The organism is Priestia sp. GS2 (assembly GCF_036409025.1).
GTDB classification, from domain to species: Bacteria; Bacillota; Bacilli; order Bacillales; family Bacillaceae_H; genus Priestia; species Priestia aryabhattai_A.
The window spans coordinates 1,190,779-1,215,920 of the sequence record NZ_JAZGJX010000001.1; the positions used below are offsets into that span (position 1 = coordinate 1,190,779).

32 protein-coding genes and 1 riboswitch are annotated in these 25,142 nt (G+C 37.3%); of the genes, 25 read left to right on the top strand and 7 right to left on the bottom strand.

Features of this window, described 5'->3' with window-relative positions; translation table 11 throughout:
• Window positions 1–21: 21 nt before the first annotated feature.
• Window positions 22–1,509: a UDP-N-acetylmuramoyl-L-alanyl-D-glutamate--2,6-diaminopimelate ligase gene (locus V2145_RS06085; RefSeq protein WP_330987416.1), complete on the bottom strand. Its 1,488-nt coding sequence runs from the start codon at window positions 1,507–1,509 to the stop codon at window positions 22–24.
• Between the two features lie 551 nt (window positions 1,510–2,060).
• On the opposite strand from V2145_RS06085, the gene V2145_RS06090 reads away from it, so the two are divergent.
• Entirely contained in the window at window positions 2,061–2,750 is a 690-nt protein-coding gene (locus V2145_RS06090) for a FadR/GntR family transcriptional regulator (protein ID WP_025909903.1), read from the top strand.
• A gap of 371 nt (window positions 2,751–3,121) precedes the next feature.
• Here V2145_RS06090 and fabZ read toward each other — a convergent pair whose 3' ends face one another.
• Window positions 3,122–3,559, bottom strand: a complete 438-nt coding sequence (gene fabZ / locus V2145_RS06095) for a 3-hydroxyacyl-ACP dehydratase FabZ (protein ID WP_025909904.1) — start codon at window positions 3,557–3,559, stop codon at window positions 3,122–3,124.
• A 386-nt stretch (window positions 3,560–3,945) separates the two neighbouring features.
• Window positions 3,946–4,560, bottom strand: a complete 615-nt coding sequence (locus V2145_RS06100) for an NAD(P)-dependent oxidoreductase (RefSeq protein ID WP_094913264.1) — start codon at window positions 4,558–4,560, stop codon at window positions 3,946–3,948.
• A gap of 335 nt (window positions 4,561–4,895) precedes the next feature.
• Here V2145_RS06100 and V2145_RS06105 point away from each other — a divergent pair, with 335 nt between their 5' ends.
• From V2145_RS06105 to V2145_RS06120, 4 genes are all read left to right on the top strand, one after another.
• Entirely contained in the window at window positions 4,896–5,072 is a 177-nt protein-coding gene (locus V2145_RS06105; RefSeq protein WP_165932576.1) for a hypothetical protein, read from the top strand.
• A 22-nt stretch (window positions 5,073–5,094) separates the two neighbouring features.
• Window positions 5,095–6,585, top strand: coding sequence for a hypothetical protein (locus V2145_RS06110; RefSeq protein WP_330987417.1), 1,491 nt, complete (start codon window positions 5,095–5,097; stop codon window positions 6,583–6,585).
• Between the two features lie 270 nt (window positions 6,586–6,855).
• The gene (gene cspD / locus V2145_RS06115; protein WP_025909909.1) at window positions 6,856–7,053 is read left to right on the top strand and encodes a cold-shock protein CspD; all 198 of its coding nucleotides are present in this window, start codon (window positions 6,856–6,858) and stop codon (window positions 7,051–7,053) included.
• A gap of 142 nt (window positions 7,054–7,195) precedes the next feature.
• Window positions 7,196–8,773: a peptide chain release factor 3 gene (locus tag V2145_RS06120; protein ID WP_094913266.1), complete on the top strand. Its 1,578-nt coding sequence runs from the start codon at window positions 7,196–7,198 to the stop codon at window positions 8,771–8,773.
• A 31-nt stretch (window positions 8,774–8,804) separates the two neighbouring features.
• Here the strand turns inward: V2145_RS06120 and V2145_RS06125 are convergent, their stop codons facing one another.
• Window positions 8,805–9,131 (bottom strand): DMT family transporter, encoded by a 327-nt coding sequence (locus tag V2145_RS06125; RefSeq protein ID WP_094913267.1) that lies wholly within the window; start codon window positions 9,129–9,131, stop codon window positions 8,805–8,807.
• A gap of 102 nt (window positions 9,132–9,233) precedes the next feature.
• Window positions 9,234–10,058, bottom strand: coding sequence for a glycosyl transferase family 2 (locus V2145_RS06130; RefSeq protein ID WP_094913268.1), 825 nt, complete (start codon window positions 10,056–10,058; stop codon window positions 9,234–9,236).
• A 137-nt stretch (window positions 10,059–10,195) separates the two neighbouring features.
• Here V2145_RS06130 and V2145_RS06135 point away from each other — a divergent pair, with 137 nt between their 5' ends.
• The 10 genes from V2145_RS06135 (at window position 10,196) to V2145_RS06180 (ending at window position 17,550) form a co-directional block, all read left to right on the top strand.
• A complete protein-coding gene (locus tag V2145_RS06135; RefSeq protein WP_094913269.1) occupies window positions 10,196–10,774 on the top strand; it encodes a poly-gamma-glutamate hydrolase family protein in 579 nt (192 codons plus the stop codon).
• Between the two features lie 142 nt (window positions 10,775–10,916).
• Window positions 10,917–11,405, top strand: coding sequence for a VOC family protein (locus V2145_RS06140; protein WP_256993423.1), 489 nt, complete (start codon window positions 10,917–10,919; stop codon window positions 11,403–11,405).
• A 20-nt stretch (window positions 11,406–11,425) separates the two neighbouring features.
• The gene (locus V2145_RS06145) at window positions 11,426–11,851 is read left to right on the top strand and encodes a hypothetical protein (RefSeq protein WP_094913270.1); all 426 of its coding nucleotides are present in this window, start codon (window positions 11,426–11,428) and stop codon (window positions 11,849–11,851) included.
• Between the two features lie 159 nt (window positions 11,852–12,010).
• Complete coding sequence (locus tag V2145_RS06150) at window positions 12,011–12,283, top strand: hypothetical protein (protein WP_442956780.1); 273 nt, start codon at window positions 12,011–12,013, stop codon at window positions 12,281–12,283.
• A gap of 183 nt (window positions 12,284–12,466) precedes the next feature.
• Window positions 12,467–13,147: a FadR/GntR family transcriptional regulator gene (locus tag V2145_RS06155; protein ID WP_094913271.1), complete on the top strand. Its 681-nt coding sequence runs from the start codon at window positions 12,467–12,469 to the stop codon at window positions 13,145–13,147.
• A 43-nt stretch (window positions 13,148–13,190) separates the two neighbouring features.
• Window positions 13,191–14,510, top strand: coding sequence for an MFS transporter (locus tag V2145_RS06160; protein WP_094913272.1), 1,320 nt, complete (start codon window positions 13,191–13,193; stop codon window positions 14,508–14,510).
• A 13-nt stretch (window positions 14,511–14,523) separates the two neighbouring features.
• Window positions 14,524–15,513 (top strand): ornithine cyclodeaminase family protein, encoded by a 990-nt coding sequence (locus tag V2145_RS06165; protein WP_094913273.1) that lies wholly within the window; start codon window positions 14,524–14,526, stop codon window positions 15,511–15,513.
• A gap of 84 nt (window positions 15,514–15,597) precedes the next feature.
• A complete protein-coding gene (locus V2145_RS06170; protein WP_094913274.1) occupies window positions 15,598–15,801 on the top strand; it encodes a zinc ribbon domain-containing protein in 204 nt (67 codons plus the stop codon).
• A gap of 76 nt (window positions 15,802–15,877) precedes the next feature.
• Entirely contained in the window at window positions 15,878–17,206 is a 1,329-nt protein-coding gene (locus V2145_RS06175) for an AlbA family DNA-binding domain-containing protein (RefSeq protein WP_256993424.1), read from the top strand.
• A 185-nt stretch (window positions 17,207–17,391) separates the two neighbouring features.
• Window positions 17,392–17,550 carry a hypothetical protein gene (locus tag V2145_RS06180; RefSeq protein ID WP_165932575.1) on the top strand — a complete coding sequence of 53 codons (159 nt, stop codon included), beginning with the start codon at window positions 17,392–17,394 and terminating at the stop codon, window positions 17,548–17,550.
• Between the two features lie 67 nt (window positions 17,551–17,617).
• On the opposite strand, the gene V2145_RS06185 is transcribed toward V2145_RS06180, so the two are convergent.
• On the bottom strand, window positions 17,618–18,097 hold the full coding sequence (locus V2145_RS06185) for a DinB family protein (RefSeq protein ID WP_330987418.1): 480 nt from the start codon (window positions 18,095–18,097) through the stop codon (window positions 17,618–17,620).
• Between the two features lie 118 nt (window positions 18,098–18,215).
• On the opposite strand from V2145_RS06185, the gene V2145_RS06190 reads away from it, so the two are divergent.
• The 6 genes from V2145_RS06190 (at window position 18,216) to V2145_RS06215 (ending at window position 22,720) form a co-directional block, all read left to right on the top strand.
• Entirely contained in the window at window positions 18,216–18,680 is a 465-nt protein-coding gene (locus V2145_RS06190) for a GNAT family N-acetyltransferase (protein ID WP_094913276.1), read from the top strand.
• Between the two features lie 85 nt (window positions 18,681–18,765).
• The gene (locus V2145_RS06195) at window positions 18,766–18,885 is read left to right on the top strand and encodes a YjcZ family sporulation protein (RefSeq protein ID WP_076512449.1); all 120 of its coding nucleotides are present in this window, start codon (window positions 18,766–18,768) and stop codon (window positions 18,883–18,885) included.
• Between the two features lie 158 nt (window positions 18,886–19,043).
• Window positions 19,044–19,157, top strand: a riboswitch (SAM riboswitch).
• A gap of 82 nt (window positions 19,158–19,239) precedes the next feature.
• Window positions 19,240–20,058 carry a MetQ/NlpA family ABC transporter substrate-binding protein gene (locus V2145_RS06200; RefSeq protein WP_094913277.1) on the top strand — a complete coding sequence of 273 codons (819 nt, stop codon included), beginning with the start codon at window positions 19,240–19,242 and terminating at the stop codon, window positions 20,056–20,058.
• Between the two features lie 12 nt (window positions 20,059–20,070).
• Window positions 20,071–21,084, top strand: a complete 1,014-nt coding sequence (locus V2145_RS06205) for a methionine ABC transporter ATP-binding protein (RefSeq protein ID WP_094913278.1) — start codon at window positions 20,071–20,073, stop codon at window positions 21,082–21,084.
• A 1-nt stretch (window position 21,085) separates the two neighbouring features.
• Window positions 21,086–21,751, top strand: a complete 666-nt coding sequence (locus tag V2145_RS06210) for a methionine ABC transporter permease (RefSeq protein ID WP_094913279.1) — start codon at window positions 21,086–21,088, stop codon at window positions 21,749–21,751.
• An 18-nt stretch (window positions 21,752–21,769) separates the two neighbouring features.
• Window positions 21,770–22,720 carry an L-lactate dehydrogenase gene (locus tag V2145_RS06215; RefSeq protein ID WP_330987419.1) on the top strand — a complete coding sequence of 317 codons (951 nt, stop codon included), beginning with the start codon at window positions 21,770–21,772 and terminating at the stop codon, window positions 22,718–22,720.
• Window positions 22,721–22,779: 59 nt separating this feature from the next.
• Here the strand turns inward: V2145_RS06215 and V2145_RS06220 are convergent, their stop codons facing one another.
• Complete coding sequence (locus V2145_RS06220; protein ID WP_094913281.1) at window positions 22,780–23,229, bottom strand: hypothetical protein; 450 nt, start codon at window positions 23,227–23,229, stop codon at window positions 22,780–22,782.
• A gap of 120 nt (window positions 23,230–23,349) precedes the next feature.
• Here V2145_RS06220 and V2145_RS06225 point away from each other — a divergent pair, with 120 nt between their 5' ends.
• From V2145_RS06225 to V2145_RS06240, 4 genes are all read left to right on the top strand, one after another.
• Window positions 23,350–23,571 (top strand): DUF1659 domain-containing protein, encoded by a 222-nt coding sequence (locus V2145_RS06225; RefSeq protein WP_094913282.1) that lies wholly within the window; start codon window positions 23,350–23,352, stop codon window positions 23,569–23,571.
• A gap of 15 nt (window positions 23,572–23,586) precedes the next feature.
• Entirely contained in the window at window positions 23,587–23,799 is a 213-nt protein-coding gene (locus V2145_RS06230; RefSeq protein WP_094913283.1) for a DUF2922 domain-containing protein, read from the top strand.
• A 64-nt stretch (window positions 23,800–23,863) separates the two neighbouring features.
• A complete protein-coding gene (locus V2145_RS06235; RefSeq protein ID WP_094913284.1) occupies window positions 23,864–24,283 on the top strand; it encodes a BlaI/MecI/CopY family transcriptional regulator in 420 nt (139 codons plus the stop codon).
• Complete coding sequence (locus tag V2145_RS06240) at window positions 24,280–25,101, top strand: M56 family metallopeptidase (protein ID WP_330987420.1); 822 nt, start codon at window positions 24,280–24,282, stop codon at window positions 25,099–25,101. Before V2145_RS06235 ends, V2145_RS06240 begins: the two co-directional genes overlap by 4 nt.
• Window positions 25,102–25,142 lie beyond the last annotated feature (41 nt).

The window sequence follows — 25,142 nt, forward strand, 5'->3', positions numbered from 1 at the left end:
TCATGCACATGAGGGGAGTTCTTATAATGCTACATAATAAGATTCAATAATATCTTCATCGGAATGAGGAATATATTCTCCTTTTACAATTTGTGAACCGTTGATACAGCCGCTTGTTAATAAAATAATATCATCTGGTCCTCCAAGCTCTAAGGATTTTAAGACTCCTTCTTTTCTTGTTGGAGCTCGGTGAAGGTTCGAAGCATTGGGATGAGCAAATCCTGTAAATACTTGGTCAATGATATCATTAGGGTTATGAAAGCCAGGATGATCAACAGTAACAACCACTTCATCGGCTTGTCCCTCAATAATGCTTGCCATTTTGGGCATTTTGTTAAAGTCTCGGATGCCAATTCCAGCAATCATCACAATTAAACGATTATGTTTTAATTTCTTTACCTCTTGTAAAAGACGAGTTAAAGCTACAGGTGTATGAGCATAGTCAAGGATAATCTTTTGATTTTGTGGCCCTTTAATTACTTGAAAGCGTCCTTCAGGGCTAGCAAGCTGTGGTAGAACGTTAAGAATATCTTCAATGTGATAATCAAGCAGTAGCGCTGTACCGATAGCTGACAATACATTAGCAATATTATATTCCCCAAATACAGGTGCAGTTACTGGATAGACGTTGTCATTATAATGAAGCTCAAACGTTGACCCTTTTTCTTCTACGGTGATGGAATCAGCGCGCAGCGTTGCGTTAGAGTTTCTGTTGAGGCTATAAGTAATCATTGGGTTTTTAAATGATTGAAGCAAATCTTGACCCATTAAATCATCATCAACATTTATAACGGCTGTTTTAGCTTGTTCAAATAGCTTCATTTTACAGTTTTTATAGTGCTCCATTGTTTTATGATATTCCAGATGTTCTTCTGAAAAATTTGTATGAATGGCCACATCAAATAAAATTCCTTCAACGCGCTGTTGATCAATGGCGATGGATGAAACTTCCATGACAGCTGCCTGATCTCCGAACGTCTCTAAGTCATGAAAAATTTGGTGTAAATCAGTTGATTCAGGCGTCGTAGGAGTACTTTTTTGATAGGTTAATTTTTTATGCGAAGACCAAATCCCCGTGGTGCCGATTGAACCCGTTGGTAATCCGAGCAGCGTTAATAATGAACGTACGTAAGCAGCTACTGTTGTTTTCCCATTTGTACCCGTTACACCAATTGTTTTGAGCTTTTCATCCGCTCGTTGGAAGTAGTATTTAGCGAGTCTTGCCATTGTTTTTCGAACATCATCGACAACGATAAACGTACAGTGCGGATATTTATCATGAAGTTGTTGAAAACAATGATGAACGGACCCAAAGACTCCTACAGCGCCTTTTTGAATAGCTTCTTCTATAAATTGATATCCGTCCGCGTTTTCACCTTTCATGCTAAAAAATAATGACGAGTTTTTGACATATTTCGAGTGATAAGAGAGATGTAAGACGCGCTGAGAAGCTGGGCCGACTAATTGCTTAATTTGAATGTCAGGTAACTGTTCAAAGTTTAGTATCATGATTTTCCTCACCATTTAGTTTATTTTACAAGTCAACTTGCAGAAATTACCGTTTATATTGTTCTTACTATTTGTCAGTTTGAAATGAACTATTCGCAAGAACATATATGAACCATACAAAATATCTAAACAAGATTTCAAGTTCTGACTCTTTTCCCTAAAGATAAGCATGATAAACAAGGGGTAATATGGAAAAAATCCCTTCTTAATCCTTAGTAACCGGGTATTCATAAAGAGGGTTGCAAATAGTTGATGAAAAGGGAAATAGTGGAATAATTATGTCAAAAAAACATGAACATTCATTCATTTATAATTTGTTTTCATGTGAAAATTGTGATAATTATAGAAATTTTTTTACATTTTTTTAAAAATTAATGTATACTTGTAATACAAAGAAAGTTTAAAGCGGTTACATACGAGAGGTTTACACTTCATCAAGGGGACTCAGTACAGAGTAGGGGGGATTTTACAGCACGTGAATCCCTCTTTCGTGCAGGGAGAAGAATGTTGTAGACGAATAAGACAAAAAGCAAACAGAGAGGGGAATAATAATGTTTGTACCAATTGAGCGTAAGAAAGTATCAAGTCAAGTTCTTGACCAGTTAAAGAAGATGATAAAGGAAAAGACGTTTCCACCTGAATCTCGCTTACCTTCTGAACATGAGCTTTCGAAAATGTTTGGCGTTAGTCGTGCACCAATCCGCGAAGCGTTAAGCGTTTTGTCGGCCAGTGGATTAATTGAATCTAGACAAGGTGGAGGAAGTTACGTTAAGCGAGTAAATTTAGCAGGAATGCTTGATCCGATGACGTTTGAAATGGTTGAAGCAGATCAAGTGCTAGAGTTAGTTGAAATGCGAATTATCATTGAATCAGAAGCAGCAAGCCTAGCGGCTATTCGTCATACGGAAGAAGAGCTACTAGAAATTAAAGAATCTTTAGAAGCATTCAAAGGTACCATTAAGAATAGTGCTGAAATTGGTTATGAAGCAGATTATCGCTTTCACCATGATATTGTAAAAGCGGCACATAATTCATTTTTGCTTCATACAGTAGAGAACCTAGGTCATCTATACCGAAAAGCGCTAGCATATTCGTTAACGCAAAGGCCTGAAAGTCGCAAGCAGGTCCATGAAGATCATGATCGCATTTTTGAAGCGATTAAAAATAGGGATGCTCAAGGCGCAGCAGAAGCAGTTCGTGAACATTTAGAGCATGTTCGTATGAAAGTAATGCAAGGTTAATATAGATTTACAAAAAAAGAACGCTAGCAATAGCGTTCTTTTTTTATAGCTCTAAAACTCTCTAAAGTTAAAAACAGAAGCAATGTCAGTATGGGCTAGGTATACAGACGAACAAGACGTTATCAATAAGCTAAGTTGAGGAATTATTAGAAGATGATAAGAGACTGAGACATAATGAAATGATTATTGAGGAGCTAACAATTAGTTTGTGCCATTACGCTACAGACAGGCGCTTTCGGCAGGTCTCGTTCTTCCCTCTAGTCTACTGTTTTCAAAACAATAAAAAATACCCAAACTATCAAAAGTCATTAACTCATGATAGTTTAGATATCTCATTTGCTGAACTACTTATGTCTTAGCACCTTAAGTAATTATGCTTGTTTTGGGTCAAATAGTGCAAATGTTACGTCCGCTTCACAAGCCACTTCGCCATCGACTGACGCAACAGCACGAGCTTTCGCAATTGTACCACGCACGCGCGTCATCTCTACTTCTAAACGAAGCTGATCTCCAGGAACAACTTGCTTTTTAAAGCGGCAATTGTCAATACCTGCAAATAAACCGAGCTTTCCTTTATTATCGTCTTTTTTCAACATAACAACGGCACAGACTTGAGCAAGTGCTTCGACAATTAGAACACCCGGCATAACTGGATATTCTGGGAAGTGTCCATTAAAAAATTCTTCATTAGCCGTCACGTTCTTAATACCAACGGCACTTTTGCCTTCTTCGACTTCAATAATACGATCCACAAGTAAAAATGGATAGCGATGAGGGATAATTTCTTTAATTTGCTCTATTGTTAGCATAATGGTCTCTCCTTTATGTAAAAACTTATACCTGATACTAGTATCAAACTATATACGTACAAAGTCAACTTGTAAAGAGTAAAATCAATAAAGTGCACGAATCTCATTTCGGTTTTGCTAATAAGGTTTGGGTAAAACGATAAGTGAAATAACAGTGACCAAATAAACCCAATATGCCAAGTGGAATTAAGAAAAGGTACTTTTCCGAAAGCAGTATGCTTATAGAAAAGAGTAAAAAGCATGCTGTTATTATCAATAGGTAAATGACTAGTTTGCTTGTCATGAATTAGACCTTCCTTTTATAAGAATCATATACCATATTTTATCATATATGGTTATGATGGGCTTATTATAAAAAAGCCCAGAGAAAAAATTCTCTGAGCTTTTTAATAGGAAAGAGCCACGGATTGCTTTAAATGAATTTCTGTATTTGCAGCGTGTAATAAAAAGTGGGCTACGTCTGCACGACTAATATTTTTACTGTCTTCTGGTACACCCGTTACTGCTTTTCGATATTGAGCGGTTACGGGTCCATTTGTTAGCCCCATCGGTCGAGCGACTGTCCAATTAAGATTGCTTGTTTTTAGCAGCTGTACAGCTCTTAAATGATCGCGCAGTGGATTTTTTAAAATGTTTTGAGCAAGCCAACCTGTCATACCTGGAATTTCTCCTTCAATTCCAGCTGAAGCGGTATATAAGATTCGGTGTACGCCATGCTCTTGCATTGCTTTAATAATGGTAGATATTGCTTCTTCTAAAAACGTAGAAGGGCCTAAACCATCTGTGCCTAGGCAGGAAACAACAGCATCATGGTCTTTAATGGCATGAGACACCTGAAAGAAATCCGTTGCATTTCCTTCTATAATGTGTAAATTGCTATCTGTTAGTGTGAGCTTATCTGGTGTTCGAACGAATGCTGTGACGAAATGTCCTTCTTCTAAAGCCTGAGTCACGAAAGCTTGTCCAGTGCGTCCACTAGCTCCAAATACAACAAATTTCATGATCATCATCCTTTTCTGTGGAATTACTATCGTATATCATTCTTATAAAAAACATTCTATACGTAACATAGCATATTTTACGGTGGATTTCTCATAAAAAGTATGCAATTGCTGAAAAAAACAGAAAACTAGCGTTTTAATGCGAGATTTGCAAGATGAGGGGAAAAAGGAATGAGTCTTGCATCCACCGTCTGACAAAAGGATGGCTAATTTTTAAACTCCTGTCATAGACTGTCTAGAAAAGAGAGAAATGAACGAACGGTTTATAAAGGTGTTTTTCAATAGAAAGCGAATTTTGTATATAAGCAAATGGAGCGAAAAGGGAGCGATCAGGAATGGGAAAAAAGATAAGTAAGGTTCGGATTGGCGTTATATTGATAGGGCTACCACTCGTTTTTGTCATCGTATCCATCATCACAAAAGACTGGCGATATTTAACGTGGAGTATACCACCTGCGTTAATGTCTTGTTGGACTGCACTTGTGGTTTTACGAAAGCAAGAAGAGTCTTAAAAGTCAAAAAGGAGATGAGGAAATGAATGGTCAACAGCTTCTTTATAGTTTGCTAACAGCAAATGGACAAGGATTACAAAGTGCGTTTGTTATAAGTAAATATAAAATTGTAAAGCTACAACCAACGTTACCAAACGAAAAGGATGAACATGTCCAGTTTCAGCAAAATCTCCAGCAGAATATGAGAAAAATTGCTAAGCAGCCTGAGGTAGATTTGCATCTTCAACTGTTTTTGCATATGGCTGAATATTTTCGACTCCCTGTTTCTCACACTACAACGAATGGAGAGCTATACGAACTTAGTGAAGAAATAGCCAATATGTTTGTTGCGAAATATAATGAATTGTTTTCTATTGCTCGCTGTCATTCCCTAGACGACGTTTTGCGTCACCAAATTCGGTTGTTTATTCACCTTGCAGATTCACAGTACTTAATCGCTTCAAAGCGAGAACAACTGATTTTACAAACAGCTCTTTTAACTTGGATTGAACAGTTACCAAGCTTATATCAAGATCGGATTTTGGAATTGTTCAGCAGAGAAGTTACTCAAAAAGCAATGGAAGAGATCTTACAAAGACAAGGGATTATCAGTTTTTTTAAACAACTTCCTCCGAACGCATATGACTTATTGTCATCTTTACTTTGTGCAGTCATGCCTTTGTTTGTTCCGATTCAGTATGGACCGTCACTTCTAGTGGGGTTCAATGCACCTTTATGGACGCTAGCGAGCTTGGAAAGTCATGAAATTGTAGCCAAGCGTAAGGAAGCAGAACCTTTTTTACCGCTGTTAGCGGCCGTTGTTCATTTAATGTGGATGTGTAAGGTGGAGCACCAAGATGAGCTGCTCAACTATCAATCTTTATTAATTAAATGGTCATCTGTATATCGTCGGTACGAAGATTTTCAAATAAAAAAAGAACAAGCTCAATTTGATGTTGAGCGCCTAGAAGGTCTTATTTACAATGGAGAACAAGATATTAGGCAGCTTAAAGGCATAGAAAAGCAGCTTACTAAAAAAATAGATAGCTTAAAAGAATCTATTCGCCATCAGCTAAATCAAATGGATTTAAAAACCCTCAACTGCGGTCTTGTCATGAAAAGGATGATTGAAGAGCATGAAGCCTTAAAAGAAGATGTAGACGAATTAAGAAGAAAGCTTTCAATAAAAGGCGATATTATGGAACGAATTCGACTTACGTTTCGGTCTGCTGAACGTGTAGTGAAAAGTAAGGTGAAGGAAGTTGAGCGCAAAAAAATACTAATGCAAATGACGGATTTTATTCTAGCTAATCGGCTTCCGATTTGTGTGGATATACAAAATGAAATCGAAGAGTTACAGGAGCGCTTAACCAGAACATTGTTGAAGCTTAATCAGCATCTTGAACTGTTGGACGAAACCAAAAGCTCTCGAGGGCTAACAAGCGGTAAACTTAAGCGATATGAGGCGGAAATTAAGCGCTTAGAAAAAGTCTATTATGGATTAGCTATCAAAGAATTAGAGCCAATTTCTTAGCTTGAAAAAGATTAAGAGATAAATGTGAATATTTCTAAAATTAACCTAGGTTAGTGAGAATGAAAAAGCAAAAAAAAGTGAGATTTTTTTGAAAAAATAAGTAGAAGATTATACAAATCCCTTTGAAATTTTTTTGATAATTTGGTACAATAAAAGTGCTTATTTTTGTTCCATAAGGATAGTTCGATAGGTTTCGTCTTGACTTATTGTAAGAGCAAGAATGGAGTAATACACAAGGTGTAGCTTGCTGCACGAGGAGGAAAAGAGATTATGTTACAAGGTAAAGTAAAATGGTTCAACGCTGAAAAAGGTTTCGGTTTCATCGAAGTTGAAGGACAAGACGATGTATTCGTACACTTCTCAGCTATCCAAGGCGAAGGCTTCAAAACTTTAGAAGAAGGCCAAGAAGTTACATTTGAAATCGTTGAAGGTGCTCGTGGACCACAAGCTGCTAACGTTCAAAAGTAATTCTTTTTATAGGATTATCAGAGGCTCCCAAATGGGGGCCTTTTTTCTTTTCCTTTGAAAAAGGCTGGTCATCTTGTATAAAAAAAGCGTATAATGAAATGATGAAAATAGGAATTGTATAGTAGAAAGGATAATTGAACTTATGAGCAATCAACAGCAACAGCAGATGGTCGACTCACGTCGTACGTTCGCGATCATTTCCCACCCGGATGCTGGAAAAACAACATTAACTGAAAAAATGTTATTACTAGGTGGAATGATTCGTTCTGCTGGAACAGTGAAAGGTAAAAAGTCAGGAAAGTTTGCAACATCTGACTGGATGGAAATTGAAAAGCAACGTGGAATCTCCGTTACATCAAGTGTAATGCAGTTTGAATATAAAGATCATTTTATTAACATTCTAGATACACCAGGACACGAAGACTTCAGTGAAGATACATATCGAACACTAACCGCGGTAGATAGTGCTGTCATGGTTATTGATGGTACAAAGGGGATTGAAGCGCAGACGTTAAAGTTATTTAAAGTATGTCGTATGCGCGGAATTCCAATTTTAACATTTATCAATAAGCTCGATCGAGAAGGGAAAGATCCACTAGAGCTATTGGAAGAAATTGAAGAAGTACTTGGAATTGAGTCATACCCCGTTACGTGGCCAATCGGAATGGGAAAAAGATTTCAAGGTACGTACGACCGCTTTTCGAAGCAAATTGAAGTGTATCAAGGAAATAAAGAATCATATTTTGCAGACTTTGATGGTGAAAACATTGATGATGAAGTGAAAAAGCACGTGGATGAAATGTATTTGCCGACGCTTGTGGATGAATTATCCCTTCTTGATGAAGCGGGTAACGACTTTTCAATTGAAAAAGTAAAGCAAGGTCTTTTAACACCTGTGTTTTTTGGTAGTGCCATTGCAAACTTTGGAGTACAGTCGTTCTTTAATTCATTTTTACAATTAACATCACCACCACAGCCACGTGAATCATCTGTTGGGACAATTCAACCGACGGATAACAATTTCTCAGGCTTTATCTTTAAAATTCAAGCAAATATGAACCCAGCCCACCGCGATCGAATTGCTTTTGTGCGCGTGTGTTCAGGAAAGTTTGAGCGTGGCATGAACGTAACGCTTGCTCGTACAAATCGTAAAATGAAGCTTGCTCAGTCACATCAATTTTTAGCATCAAGTCGTGAAACAGTTGATACAGCATACCCAGGAGATATTATTGGTCTCTATGATTCAGGTACGTATCAAATTGGAGATACAATCGTCGGCGATGGTAAAGTATTTCAATTTGATGCGCTTCCGAAGTTCCCACCAGAGTTATTTGTAAAAGTGCGTGCTAAAAATGCCATGAAATCAAAGCATTTTGAAAAAGGGATTAATCAGCTCGTACAAGAAGGAGCTGTTCAGCTTTATCGTACACCGTTCTTTGGAGATTATATTTTAGGTGCGGTTGGTGAGCTTCAGTTTCAAGTGTTTGAACACCGCATGAAAGGCGAGTATAACGTAGATTTAGAGTTTGTTCGTATGTCCCATAGCATTGCAAAATGGGTGGACAAAGAGACAATTAAGGACAGCATGTTTGATTCTCGTGTTATGCTTGTTGAAGATCGTGATGGCCATGCTGTACTCATGTTTGAAAATGATTTTGTATGGCGCTTATTCCAAGATAAGTATCCTGACGTAAAGTTTTTAGATCCATTTAACTTATAAAAAAAACGCTTGGCAGCTGCCAAGCGTTTCTTTAATGTGCAAATGATTTTAGATTTAAAATAACAACCCCTGCAATAATTAACGTAATGCCAATGACCATTGAGATGCTGCCGCTTTCCTTCCAAATGACAACACCGATAATAGCTGTAATAGCAGTTCCTACTCCTGACCAGATTGCGTAAGCGATGCTTAGTGGGATTTGTTGAAGTGAAGCAGAGAGTGAATAAAACGCAATTCCAAACCCAACAATTACACCAATGCTTGGCCAAAGTTTCGTAAATCCCTGAGATGCTTTTAACATGGATGTTCCAAAAAGTTCTGCTGTAATAGCAAGTGCTAAAAATAAATAGGCTTGCATTCGAAGTCACTCCTTGCTGCGTAAAAACATTTTTACGACCTATACTGTAAGATATGATGAATTGAACTTCGACATCTTATCACAGGATAAAAAAACTCGCTACTATTTTTTTTGAGATAAATAATCTACAGTTTCTTGCTTTCCTAAAGCGGCGTGTCCTTGTTTTTTGTTATAGTTTAATATCACTTTAATTTCATGAACCTCACAATCATCGCTTAGTGCGTGAAGGCCTGATAAAAAAGGGATAAGGTGGTTTAGCATATCGAATTCTGAGGCTGCATTTTGAAGGTAATCAATGGGGGGGACGTAACCAATTTTCTGATAAAATGCTAGGACATTAATTCGTTCATGAAACGTTTGAACCACTTCTTCCTGTGACATATCTGGATAAGATAAGGAAAATACGTTGCGAACGGGAGTCTTAAGCCATTTTGTTAAGCATGTTTGCGGATTATTCACAACTGCTTTAGCACCTTTTAAATAGCCGGCTAATATGAGGGACATAAAGCCTCCTCCTGATGAACCGTAACAGGTGACCTTTAGGAGAGGTATGTGTAATTTTTCTAAGATTTCTTTTAGCAACACGGAGATTTCCTGAAGGTAAAACCGTTCTTTCGTTCCTTGCCCCCATCCTAAAGAGAGAGGACCTAAATATAAAGTAGGGTCGTTGTAGTAAATAACCGATGCATCAAATAGATCCATCCATGAATGACGCTGAAAATAAGGAGGGCCTTGCGGGTGTTCTTGCTTAGCGCCTGCACCAGAGCCTAATAGAATCATGTTTGAAGAGCTTTCTTTTAGCTTGATTAAAAATTCATATAATACGCCGTCCCACTCAATTGCAAGGACATACGGCTTGTTATTCAACAAATCAACATCATATAACTGATGCTTTTTGATTTCAATACGTTTGTAGTTTTCAATCAATTGTTTAACACCACTTTCTATATAATAAAAAGCATTCATTCCATAATATGCAGGAGCAAAAAAAGTGCTTGTACGTTTGATGTATACTCTGTACAAATCGAGTCATATTAAGAAACAATGGAAAGGAAGTGATCGTTGTGCGAGATGTATATCAAACGTTTCAAGAGTTATCTCAGTGTGAGCGAGCTGGAATTGACTATGAAATTGAGTGCATCATTCGTAAGAAAGATATTGTTGTATTGGCAATTCACGGCGGTACAATGGAAGAGGGTACACTTGAAATAGCAAGGGAATTAGCGCAGGAAGTCAAAGGGACGTTCTATGCGTTTAAATGCTTGAAAGAAGAAGATCCTTTTGAATTGCATGTAACATCTACTCATTACGATGAAGAGCTGGCAAGATCATTAGTCAATCAGTCAGATATAACTATTTCATTTCACGGTGCACGTGGTACGAAACGAGAGATTTATATAGGAGGACGAGATGAATCTCTTGCGTCTCGCGTAGAAGAATTCTTAACACCACAGTTTATTGTCAGTGAACCTCCTGCTCATTTAAGAGGAGTTTCGCCAGATAATATTGCAAATGATAATACCCGCCATCAGGGACTTCAGTTAGAATTGACTGTGCCTCAGTATGATGAACTATTAACTAACGTAGAGAAAAAGCACTCTTTTCTTGAATCACTAGTCAAAGCAATTAAAGAAAGCGAATAGCATGTATACAGCGCCGAAAAAATAGGCGCTGTATTTTTATTGCAAGATAGTCAAAAAGCACATTTTCCATATGGAAGATATGCTAAAATATAGAAAAAAGTGTTGTGCCTTTAATGTTTGGTTTATAAAGTGAGGAGATTAGATGAAAATCAAAACAGAAGGAATATCAGAAGTTGTTCTTGAAGTACAGTCAATGGAACGAGCCGTGCAGTTTTGGTCTAATCAGCTTGGTTTTCCAATCGTGGAACAATGGGGATATGATAACGGACAGTTTGTCGAGGAATTAAATGAAGTTTGGGCAACATGGCTCTACGTTGGAGGCCCAACAAGGCTAGGACTCTGGCTTCCTCGTATGTTTTCAAAAGCTGATCAGAAGATGAAGCAGCGAAGTGTTTCGAGCTGGCAAAATCTTTATGATGAAGGTGGTATTCACGTTCATTTGGCTCTACACGTGCAGAAGCAACATTTTGAGGGTGCGCTTACGGTTTTGAAACAGGAGCGTATCGAGATGAAGGTAATGAAAGAAGCAAATGAAACAAGAGTGTATTTTAAAGATACGGAATCAAATATTATTGAATTCTATACAAAATCAATGGCCAAAGATTACGCAAAAAAAGTGGCAGAGAACTAGTTAAATAGGGAGGGTTAATAATGAATGAACTCAATGGCTATTTGCTTGCAATGGAACATGTAAATCATTATACAAATCATGTCTGTACGTTTGTATTTGATCAAATTCCCCGCTTAGAAACCATTGAGCAGTCGATAAAGGAATACTTTCAAGAAGAATATGTGGACCATGCACTTTGTTTAGAGTATGAGCCGAGGTTAACGGATGCACTATACGGCTGGTTTTTTGCAAGAGAAGATGAATGTAAAGAGCGTTATCGTATTGCACTTCCAGAAAGAGATAATCGAGTTGAGGGGTTTTTACAACTTTTATTTAAATTAATAGACGAAGCAAATGTAAACGTGTATGAAATTGAAGGAAATGATTACTGGCATGCACACGGTCAATATTTTGTATTTGATGCAAAAGATGTACTGTATGTGCTTGAGCTTGGGGCTGATAGCTAGAAAGGCAGGACAAACATGTATCAGCTATCAGTTGAAAACAAAAGAAGCGGATGCAAATGCATGGGGATTGATTGACTAGGTGAAAAGTATAAGAAAGAGAGAAGATGTTTATCGACTGCTAGATATTCTTGTTGAAGAAACAGGATATGTTCCAAAAGTATGATTGGACTTGGTACGTCTCATTATCGGTATGAACTATGTCATGAGAGAGAGATGTTTCTGTTTGGGTTTGCTCCTCATAAAGCGAAGTTTAGTCTTTATTTTGCAACTGGAGATCAGCAAGGAGCCTTTCTTTTGAAACAGCGTGGAAAGAACAAAGCTGGAAAAAAATGTGTCTATACCAATACGCTTTATGACCTTAATGATTACGTACTTAGACACCTGATCCATCAATCTGTATCATTTTTACAAACGCGATCTCTGATTTCGTAAGTCTTAAATAAATGAAGAGCAATGATGTAAGAGCATCCATTGTTTAAAAAGAACCTTGATAGAAAACAAAAAAGTAAGTTTTTGTCGAAAAATTTATTTTAATAATTTAAATTTTCTGAATATGTAGTATACTTACCTATATGATAGGTAGATAGATACAGCAAAGAAAGGAAAGAAGCATCTATGAAAAAAAGGAAAAAACAGTTAAATCATGAAATCGTTGCAGAAGAAGTGAAAAGATATATTAAAGTCAATGCTCTCAAGAAAGGGGAGTCATTACCATCTATTGCTGATCTCGCAACAGAGTTTAGTGTGAGCCGAACGAGTATTCGTGAAGGTCTACGTGTGCTGGAAGCATTACATGTCGTTGAAATAGTAAATGGAAAAGGTGTATTAGTTAAAGACGTGGAGGGCCATCGTATTCAAACTCGTATAACCATAAAGGATAAAAAGCAATTTTTATTAGACCTTTGTGATGTTCGCCGAGGATTAGAAGGGAGAGCGGCGGAGCTCGCAGCAGAACTAGCAACAGAGGCTCAGCTTCAAAAAATGAGCAAGCATTTAGCAGTTTTTGAAAAGTTACGCACTTTGAATGAAGATACAGCAGAAGCTGATTTGCTTTTTCACCGAACGCTATATGAGGCTTCTCATAATCTAATTCTCTGCCAAATCATTAACTCTGTGTATGACTCTTTTTATGAATCTTGGCATTTTCCTTTTGATTTAGCGACAATCTTTGAAGATACCTATCACCTACATGAAGAATTATTTTGTGCAGTAAAAGAAAAAAAGCCTAAAGAAGCACGAGAGAAAGTAAATCAATTGATAGATGTCGTCGAATCGGCAATTAGACAGCTCTTGTAAATACATAGCGTACGCCATCGAAATACGAGGAGTGGGGTATAGTATGAAGGAAACAGGTGTTGAGCGGAAAACAGCAAACAGAGCATTAATTGCAAGTTTAATTGGAAGTTCAATTGAATGGTATGACTACTTTTTATATGGGACAGTTGCAGCGCTCGTATTTAGCAAGCTGTATTTTCCATCCGATGATCCAACTGTAGGGCTCATGCTAGCCTACGCATCGTTTGCTATTCCATTTTTTATTCGGCCGCTTGGAGGGGTAATCTTTAGTCATATTGGTGATAAGATTGGACGGAAGAAAACACTTGTCATGACGCTGTCATTAATGGGGATTGCAACCATTTTAATTGGTTTGTTGCCTACATACGAAACAATTGGAATTTGGGCTCCAATCCTTTTAATTTTTCTTCGATTAGTGCAAGGCCTTGGTATTGGCGGAGAGTGGGGCGGAGCGTTGCTATTAGCAGTTGAATACGCACCCGAAAACAAAAAAGGCTTTTTTGGCAGTATTCCTCAAATGGGTGTGACAATTGGAATGTTGTTAGGAACGTTATCGATTTCACTGATGACACTTTTACCAGATGAAGCTTTCCTAGCATGGGGCTGGCGTGTTCCATTTATATTAAGCGCTGTACTGGTCTTTCTAGGTCTTTGGATTCGAAATGGTTTAGATGAAACCCCAGCATTTAAACAAGCGAAAGAAACAGGAAACATTGCAAAAGTTCCAATTGTAGATACATTTAAGTATCACTGGCGCTCTGTATTAATTGCTGTAGGAGCTAAATTTGTTGAGACTGCTCCATTTTACATTTTTTCAACATTTATCATTTCCTATGCAACGGGTATTTTATCTTTTGAACAAAGCGCAGCTTTAAATGCTGTAACCATAGCAACACTTGTTACGACAATTTTAATTCCTATTATGGGAAGATGGTCTGATTCGATTGGCCGTAAGCCGCTATACATTGCTGGAACAGTTGCCATGATTTTGTATGCATTTCCATATTTTTATTTACTTTCACAGGGGTCCGTCTTGCTGTTAACAGTTGCAACCATTATCGGATTAGGGTTGATTTGGAGTCCTATTACTGCGGTTCTTGGGACAATGTTCTCTGAAATCTTTTCAACAAATGTTCGATACACGGGGGTAACGGTTGGTTATCAGTTAGGCGCAGCCTTAGCAGGAGGAACAGCTCCCCTTGTGGCTACAGCTTTACTAAGCGCTTACAACAACTCGTTTGTTCCGGTGGCTCTGTATATTATTGTGACGGCTATCATTTCACTTGTGACGGTTTTATTTGTAAAAGAAAAAAAGAATAAAGTAGTGGAAGACAAACAAAATATTGATTTTACACAATCATAAGGGAGAGATTTCGTTGTTGCTTTTAAATGAAAAAATGATTCGAGAGCTTTATACGATGAAAGATTGTATAAGAGATGTAGAACAGGGGTTTCGATATGGAACAGAAGGGAAAGCGAAAGCACCTGTAAGATTATCATTAGCTCATGAAAAGAAGCAAGCAGAGACGCTTTATATGCCTTCTTATGTTGAGCCTGTTGATTACACAGCTGTTAAAGTTGTGAGCATTTTTCCTGAAAACGCAAATGAAGGAAAAAAAGTATTACAAGGAATGATTCTATTAACCAATGCGCTAACTGGAGAGCATGTGGCCCTCCTCGACGCGAGCTATTTAACAGTTTTGCGGACAGGCGCATCAAGTGGTGTTGCAACGAAGTATCTCGCACGAAATAATGCTAAAGTCTGCGCTGTTTTAGGATGTGGTACCCAATCTATCGGTCAAGTTCAAGCAATGATGGAAGTGAGAAGTTTAGAACAAATTTTGCTATATAACCGTACAGTGAAAAAAGCATATGCGCTAAAAGACGAAATAAAAGCACTGTATCCTACATGGAGTGGTGATATTACAGTTGTAAATGACGCAGATCAAGCTGTTCAAGGAGCGGATATTGTTATTTGTAGTTCAAAGTCCTCGACGCCTTTGTTTAATGGCAGCTTACTTCGACCAGGTACTCATGTAAATGCAATTGGCTCATATCAGCCACATATGCAGGAAGTTGATGTTGAGACACTTTTAAAAAGCGATAAAGTGGTTGTAGATACGTATGAAGGAGCTATGCATGAAGCTGGAGATTTACTTGTTCCTATAGATCAAGGGCTGTGGGAGGCTACAGCTATTTACGGAGAGTTAGGAGAAATTGTATGTGAACGTAAAGGAGGACGCACAGCTGAGGAAGAGATTACATTTTATGAATCAGTTGGCATTGCTTATTTAGATACGATGGTGGCAAAAAGCGTATATGAAAAAGCTGTTGAGTTAGGAATAGGGACAACATTTGAGTTTTAAATGGAAAAATATGAAACTTTTTAAAAACCATTTCGTATTACTTAATACGAAATGGTTTTTATTTTAATAAAGGAGATGATAGAAATGAAAGAGGCAGGATGTATAAAATGTGGTGGACAGAGCGTTGGGCAAAAGGAAGTTGCAATGACAGGAACAGGGCTCTCAAAGCTTCTAGACGTTCAGCATAACCGATTTGTTGTTATCTATTGTAAGTCATGTGGTTACTCAGAGTTTTATAATAAAGAAGCGTCTAAAGCATCTAATATCCTCGATTTGTTCTTTGGTTAATTTAGAAGAAATACGACTGTTTAGCCACTTTTCATCATATGGATAAGTTATAGGCATATGATGAGGAGGGGAAACTGTGAGTGATTCGTTTTATTCGCCGTTCATAAACGAAGAGGGAAGAAAGCTAACGATTGCTGAAATTTGTTTCTCTGATGTAGAAGTGATGGTTGCCAAACAGCTAGAAGAAGGATATCAGCTTGAATTTAAGCGGGAAATTAGTTCTACTGTGAAGAGAAAGATTCCAAACATTATTGCATCGTTTGCTAATGAAATGGGTGGGTGGCTAATCTTTGGAGTTGATGAAGATGATTACTCAATCAATTTACTTGAAAGAAAAGAGTATGAACTCTTTATCCATAATATGCTGAAGGATGTAACGAATCCAATTCCTCGTATCTTCACTCGGTTTCTATCGCCTGAACATACTACAGAGTACGGTGTCTTTATCATTTGGATTCCAGAAGGCTTATACCCCCCATATATGTCATACGGGAAAATTTATCGACGTATCGGGAGTGGAACGTCTCCTATCTCAGAAATTGATGATCGCTATCACCTGGACCGGCTATATCAAAAATCAAAAGATCGAATGATGCGCTTAGAAGCATTTTGTACAAAGGAATTATCCATTTATAATCGAAAGGGGCTTACCCACGGCGAAGGCTATGTTTACTATGGAATGTGTAATATGTACGTTATTCCAATTTATGACCTGTACTTACTGGAACACATGGATGAAGATAAATTAAAACAGTACATTTTATCAAAATCAAATGAACCTAAAGCTTATCCAATGTATGAAGAAGTTGAGATGAACGTTCATTTACCGTTTGTTAAAGCATCGCATTCAGCTGAATCTATTATTTTTCGAAACACCGATGTGATTGACTCGTACGATGAAACCGTTGCTTGGGAACAGTTTGTCAATGGAGCGGCTAAGTTTCATATTCCAATTCCATACGTGGAAGAACTTGATGAAGTAAAGTCTGTCTTGCAAGAGTGTGTTCCAAGCTACAGGAACGCCTCTATCTTTGATCAGTTTCAATACGTTGATGGTCATCAATTTTTAACATTATTACTCAGCTGTCTGGGTGAGTATATTGAATGTATGACGCAGCTTAATGCTGAATTAGAGGATATGATTGTTGTGATTGACCTTGAAAATGTGCGGAATGATGTTTTGTATTTTAATCATGAAGTATATAAAGATTTTCTCAGAGAAGAAGGTCTAGTGTTTTCTGACAAAAAACATTATCGATTTAATAAATCTTTTCGCGCTATGAAGCTGAAAGAAAAAAACGGTGAGTCTTTATTTCAATACGTTGACTATATTATTAATGCATTTGGCCTTTCAAAAAACAAAGCTCTTCATTTTCTTATGCAATCTTTTTATCAATCTAAGTAAAAAAATGACAATTTTTTAACAGATGAAAACATTTACACATTTTTTGGAAAAGGTATGGTACCATCTAATAGAGTGAGGAGGATAAGGGGGATTCCTCACGCTCGCTTGAATGAACCTTTTAGACAAAAGGGCGATCACAAAAGGTTTCTATCAGACTTTGTGAGACATAGGGGAGAGAATGAAACATGAAAAAGGTTGGGTCCATTCTGTTAATCGTGTTAGCGCTAGCAGGATTGGGAGGGGTGTGTGCTGCTTACTATCACTTTGAGCAGCAAAAAGAAGCAGTAGATAAGTTTGTTGTGGATAAAACATACATAGTAGAAATAGGGAAAAGTCGAATATAAAGTAATTGTAATACGAAAATCTTTTAGTAAATAAATGAAAAAAAAGCAACAAAAATCCTAACATCTGTTAGGATTTTTGTGTTTGAACGGCTTTTTTAATTTGTTTAATTGTCTCCACATGCATTCCTTCATGATAGAAGCTGAATAAAAATGTGCTGCCAACATGATCAAACGAAATGCCAGCTTTATTAGTAAATGGTTTGGCTAGTTTCATATCAAAATGAGCGGGTATGAATTCTTTAATACGCTCAGTTTGAACCGTCAGTTCTTCTTGTAATTGAGTTAAGGTAGGAGGTTCTTCTTCCCATTGAGAAGGCCTTGTTCCGGCCGCGAATAATTGCTCATATGAGGCAGGTAACTGATTCTTCTGTCCAGCAAGTTCAAAAACCAGTTTTTCTTGAATATATGCAATGTGTCCTAAGTTCCACACAATGTTGTTTGAAAAGCCATTGGGAGTTAGTAAACCTTCTTCTTCAGTTACGGTTGATAAAACGTTTAGAGTAATACTTCGAACGGTTTCTAAGTGATGTAATAACAATGAATTCATAAATAATTCCTCCTTTAGACTTGTTTCTTCTCTAGTAATATCTTTTAATTATAACAGGGAAACCGTCAATTACGGTGTAATTTGTTTAACGAAAATAGTAGAAAGAAGGGGCGATAGCATGTCTAGTTTACGTTTTGAAAAAATATTGCAAGTGTCAAAGAGTCATATTGAGTTGTTAAAGGAAGCTGATCCATCAGAAGAAGTCATTGCAGGATATATTGAACGAGGAACGTGTATTGCGGGAATAGCAAATGGCGAGCTGGTAGGTCTCATTGTGCTACTTCCTACAAGGCCTAACACGGTTGAAATCGTTAATATTGTTGTAAAGAAAAATGTGCGAAATCAAGGATATGGCAAGCTATTGGTGGAAGAAGCGTTAAAGCTTTCAAAGCACTACGGATATAAAAGCGTAGAAATTGCAACAGGTAATTCAAGTATTGAACAGCTAGCGTTGTACCAAAAATGTGGATTTCGTATTACAGGAATTGAAATTGATCACTTTGTTCATAACTATGAAGAAGAAATCTATGAAAATGGTATTCAATGTCGTGATATGATTCGCTTACGACAAATATTGAGTTAGCGGTACATATTTTTAGAAAATGGGCGTTTAGACAAGCAAAAGGATGATGTGTGCATACACTGAGATAGAAAGGATGGTGTATGTTATGTGTTTTTACGGCGGTTATTGTGGAGGATACGGCTATAATAAAGGCGGCAGTGGGTTTGCCTTAATCTTGGTTCTGTTTATTCTTCTTGTGATTGTAGGATGCGTTTGCTGGAATTAATAAAGAAAAGAAGCATACAAAAGGAAACTTTTGTATGCTTTTTTTGTATGAATTAAAACTAATCTAAAAATTTTCATAAAATAAAATTAAAAAAATATTGACACTATATACAAACTACCTGTAGAATAGCCATCATAACAAAGTGAATAAAAAAGCAACTCTTATCGAGAGTGGTGGAGGGACTGGCCCTATGAAACCCGGCAACCTAACAGCAATCGTGCTGTAACGGTGCTAAATCCTGCGGTGTATTTTTATACACTGAAAGATAAGAGAAGTGGATTGTTTAAAATCGCTTCTCTTTATCTGTAAGAGGCGTTTTTTTTATGGGAAAAAGAAAAGGGAGCGATTGGCATAATGAAAAAAACAGCAAAAGTACTAGGAGTAACATTGGCATCAGCATTACTGATTGTAACGGCTGCGTGCGGAAAAGAAGAAGCAAAAACTTTAAGCACAGAAAAAATTACAATTGGCGTAACTGGTGGTCCTCATCAACAAATTAACGAAGAAGTGAAAAAGCTAGCAGAAAAAGATGGGCTCGACATTACTATTAAAACGTTTAACGATTATAATACACCGAATACAGCACTTGATGAGCGCGATTTAGATTTAAATAACTACCAAACACTACCGTTTTTAGAACAGCAGGTAAAAGATAAGGGTTATAAAATTGAAGATGCATTTAAAACAGTAGCGTTTCCAATGGGTATTTATGCCGAAGGAATTAAAGATATAAAGGAGCTAAAAAAAGGTGACAAAATCGCTGTACCTAATGATCCAAGTAATGAATATCGCGCGTTAAAACTCTTTGAAGCAGCTGGAGTTATTAAGCTAAAAGAAGGCGTTGAAGAAAAAGCTACGAAGAAAGACGTTGCTGAAAATAAACTGGGTCTTGAGATTGTTGAGCTAGAAGCTTCACAAATTCCATCTCAATTAGGTGAAGTAGCAGCTGCTGCAATCAATACAAACTTTGCCATGGGAGCAGGACTAACAATTAATGAGGATGCTATTTTCCATGAAGAAATTGAAAACAACCCATATCCAAACTACGTTGTTGTGCGCACGGAAAATAAAGATGATGAAGTTGTAAAACAGTTAGAAGAATATTTCCATTCAGATGAAATTCGTCAATTTATTGAAGAAGAGTTTAACGGATCAGTTGTCCCAGCATTTTAAGGAGTGGTGAATGTGATTGAATTAAAGCAGACTTCCAAAACATATGAAGTCAACGGCAAGAAAGTGGAGGCTGTGAAAGATGTATCCTTAACCATTGAAAAAGGAGAAGTATTTGGGGTAATTGGATATAGCGGTGCGGGCAAAAGTACGCTAATTCGCTGCGTCAATTTGTTAGAGCAGCCAACGTCTGGAGACGTGTTAATTAATGGCATTAGTTTACCTTCCCTTTCGAAGCAGGACTTGCAAAAAACACGTCGGAAAATTGGTATGATTTTTCAAGGGTATAACTTGTTAAAAACAGCAACGGTATATGAAAATATTGCAATTCCACTAAAGTTAGAAGGAATCGATAAACAAACCATTCAAAGGCGTGCAGATAAGTATTTAGAAATTGTTGGGCTGTCAGATAAAATCAACCATTATCCATCTCAGCTATCAGGTGGTCAAAAGCAGCGTGTCGCCATCGCAAGAGCTTTAGCACACGAACCGGAAATCTTATTAAGCGATGAGGCAACAAGTGCCTTAGATCCAGAAACAACGGAAGCTATCTTGGAGTTACTATTAAAAATTAATCGAGAACTAGGCTTAACAATTTTTCTAATTACGCACGAATTAAACGTTGTTCAGCGTATTTGTGACCGTGTTGCAGTGATGGAAAATGGGAGAGTTGTAGAAGAAGGAAGAGTAGTGGATGTGTTTACTCATCCACACCATCCAACAACTCAGCGTTTTATTGGATCAGAGTCTGCATTTAATCTACCAGAGGCTTTAAAAACCGAGTATCGTAAAACTGGTAAGCTGGTATCACTGTATTTTAAAGGAAGTGAAAAGTCCAACGAGCCGGCACTGGCAATGGTCTCACGCAAATTTGATGTGTTACCAAGTATTTTAGCTGGTGGAATTGAACAATTAAAAAATGAAACGCTAGGAAAGCTGCTTGTTCATTTAAGAGGAGATAAAGTAGCTTACGAAGAAGCCATTGAATATTTAGAGAGCGAAGGCGTTATTGTAGAGGAGTGGAAGTAAGGTGGCTGAATTTTTTGTAGAGTGGAGCGACGTTATTTGGGAAGGATTCCTTCAAACGTTAACAATGACAAGCATCTCATTAGTTATTGCCATCTTAATTGGTTTACCGCTTGGTATTTTACTTGTTGTAACTAGACAGGGAGGGCAATCAGAAAACAGATGGTTATATCAAGCTCTTAACTGGATTATTAATATTATTCGTTCAATACCTTTTATTATCCTTTTATTTTTTATTCTACCATTTACTAAACTTATTGCTGGAACAACAATCGGTGTACAAGGCGTAATTGTTCCCCTTGTAGTGTATACGGCACCTTATATTGCGAGATTAATGGAGTCTGCGCTGTTAGAAGTTGATAAAGGAATAGTAGAAGCGTATCAGTCAATGGGAATTTCAACACCAAAAATTATTTGGTATGTAGTCGTAAGAGAAGCACGTTCTGGTATTATTTTAGGACTAACAATTGCAACCATTGGTCTTATTGGTGCTACGGCAATGGCTGGTCTTGTTGGGGCTGGTGGACTTGGAGATATTGCTTTCCAATACGGACACTTGCGCTTCGAACCAACGGTCATGTATACCACTATTCTCGTATTAATTATCATGGTGCAGGTAATTCAATCATTTGGTAGTCACCTAGCTAAGCGATTGAAAAGAGAGGGATAAGAGAAAGGAGAAGAGCTCATGGGAAGGAAAGTTGGAATTATTGGATGTGGAAATGTTGGCTCAGCGACAGCTTTTTCATTAGTTAATCAGCAAGCAATAGAAGAATTGGTGCTTGTGGATTGTTTAAAGGAAAAAGCGGAAGGTGACGCGCTTGATTTACAGGATGCAACTGTCACTGCGTCTGGGTTTACAAACGTATATGCAGGTGGATTGGTCGATATTAAAGATGCAGATGTAATTATTATAAGCGTTGCCGGTCCGAGACCTCAAAAAGGTGAAACGAGGCTTGATGAATTAAAAGCAACTGCACCTATTATTATTGAAGTAGTTACAACTCTAAAAGAGCTTGGTTTCTCAGGCTGTTACGTTGTAGCCACAAATCCATGTGATGTTATTACATACCATGTATGGAGTTTGTCTGGACTGCCAAGAGAGCGTGTAATTGGAACAGGAACCTTGTTAGATAGTTCGCGTCTTCGGCGAGTTGTTGCAAATGAACTCAAGGTAAAGCCACATGACGTTCATGCGTATATGCTTGGCGAACATGGCGATTCGCAGTTTGCACTATGGTCACATTCAACAATTTTTGGACAAAAACTAGAAGATTACTACCAACATGAGCAGTCTACTTTAGATAAAGAAAAAATTGAAAAAGGAGTGATCAAACTAGGTTTTGAAATCTATTGGCTAAAAGGAAATACGGAATTTGGTATTGGAAACGCGATTGCACAGCTAACCAAAGCCATTATCAGTAACGAACGAGCTGTTTTTCCAGTTTCTACGATATTGCAGGGAGAGTATGGCTTACATGACGTAGCTATTAGTATTCCATCTGTTATTGGAACCGGAGGAATTGAGAAACGAATTCCTCTTCATTTATCACTAGAAGAACATCGTAAGCTGGAATATTCAGCAACCATTATTCAAACAGCAATTTCTGCAATCTATTCTGAAAAAATAGAGCAATAAAAAAGCACGCTTTTCTAAAAAGCGTGCTTTTTAACGATGGATTATCGTAAGTACATGGCTTATACTAAATAAAATAAAGTTTTCGCTTGCTCAGTCTTTTTAAAAATTTCTATAGTTGTAATAAGCAAAAAAGCAAAAGCAACGCTCGAGGCTAAAAGGGAAATACGTAAAAATAAACGCTTCCTTTTGAATAACCGATAAATAAGAAAAAGTATAATTCCCATTAACACCATACAAGCAATACCAAGTTGGATAGAGAGTTTTGCTAACTCATCAATGGTTTCTTTAAATAAGAGTAGGCCTTCATTGTTAAGCTTTGTTTCAGAAATGTTTGTTTTTTCTTCATGGTTTAATACCCCAATATCCCACTTTTGAGAAGGTGCATCATTATATACTGTGTAATAAAACGGCCCGAGCTTTTGTTCATCAACGTGATGGTTACTTGCTGAGACATGTGAAGCAATAGGCAAGGTGAGTAAAAAAATAAGCAGTGAGATCCATCTTTTCATAGTTAAAATCCTCTTTCTCTATCACAATCTTCTTTTATTATAAAGGAGATTTTTTTTTGTATCTATCATCCCTCGGTCCTATTTAGATTTCTATATATAAGGCGAAAGGGGGAATGAAGAATGGCAGAAAAAATCCAGGAAAAAAGCCAGCTTCGTATGACATTTCACAACGGGGATAAGGAGGATGGAACGATGATTTTAAAATCCAAATTATACTCAAATATCGCACTAGCTTCTTCACCTGATGCGTTGCTAACAGCTAGTAAAGCTATTGCGAGTCTACAGCTACTGCCACTTGTTGAAGTGGCAGAAGTCGTAACATATACGCTTGTAAATGAATGATAGAGGGGGAGCTAAATGAAAACATTAACGATGCAATTTTTGAATTTAGAACAAAAAACAGTGGGTATTTCAATTGAGCAACCAAAAGAAGGACTTGAAGCTACTGACATTGGCGCAGTAATGGATCAGATTCTAGCAAGCAATGTTTTCACATCAAATGGTGGAACGCTTACATCAAAAAAAGGCGCACAGATTATTGAGCGAAACATAACGGAATTTGAAATCTAAAGATGCTTTGCCTTGACCAAAAACCACCTCCACACTACAATGAGTAGTGTGAGGTGGTTTTTTTATGAAGATTCAACAGTTTAAGTTTAAGGAAAGTGGCTTGAATCGTTTTTTTGGACCTCTAGAAGCAAAGGTAATGGAATGTATATGGCGTGGAAAACAAATGACTATTAAAGATGTTCAAATTGCCCTTGAAAAAGATAAGGTAGTCAATTTCAATACGGTTATGACCGTTATGAATCGTCTTGTAGAAAAAGGGCTATTGGACAAGCGCGTAAAAGGAAGAGTTTCCGTTTATCAACCTGTGCTGTCACAGCAGGAATTTTTAGAAGGGCAATCTAAGGAATTAACGTCTGAATTAATTGATGAATTTGGACTTTTGGCCGTGAGTCATATGCTAGATGCAGTAGAAGAAGCAGATGAAGAGCTGCTTTTGCTTTTGGAACAAAAAATTAAAACGTTAAAAGCGAGCGAGGAAATATGAATAAAAAGCAATCTCTTATTCTTTTTTACGCATCCATACTAGTAGCCATTAGTTTGCTTGTACAAATGACAGTTTATCTCATAAATCCAGATCACCATTTAAATGTGTTTACTCTATGCTATCACGCTGTAGAGCATATCGGTTGGAAGTGGGCACAGTATGTTTTATATGGGTTTGTGGTTTACACTCTTTTGCTGGTTTTCTGGAAGCTAACTAAACAGCTTTGGCTTTTGTCCCAATTTCATTATCAAATCAAAGTCAGTAAAGTATCAAGCTTAACTTGTTACATAGACAAGCATGAAAATATTTATCAAGGGGTTATTGTAGTCAAATCCCCCCGTCCGTTTGCTTTAACTAAAGGATTTCTGAAGCCTCAAATTGTTGTTTCAACGAACTTAGTTAACCTGTTAAATGAAAAGGAACTTGAAGCAGTGTTATATCATGAGGGGTTTCATGCGCGCAATAAAGATCCACTGAAAATTTTTCTTTTATCATTGTGCGCGTCCACACTGTGGTATCTCCCTGTGCTTAGGTGGAGCAATGAACGTTACAAATTAATAAGTGAACTATTAGCTGATCGTGCTGCAATTAATTCACTAGATTCACCACTTCCAATTGGAAGTGCGCTTTTAAAGCTGATTAAGTACCAAAGGGAGCAAGCTTCTTGTACATATGCACCCTTTGCGGAAACAGCAGTAAATTATCGCATAAAGTGCTTAGTAAATCCAAGGATGACTATCACCTGGAACATTCCAACATTCACGATGGTAAAGTCAGTGACAGTGTTTGTACTGCTTTGGTCAGTATTTGCTTATTAATGCATGAATAAAATATATTGAGAAAGAGGTGAAAGCTGCTT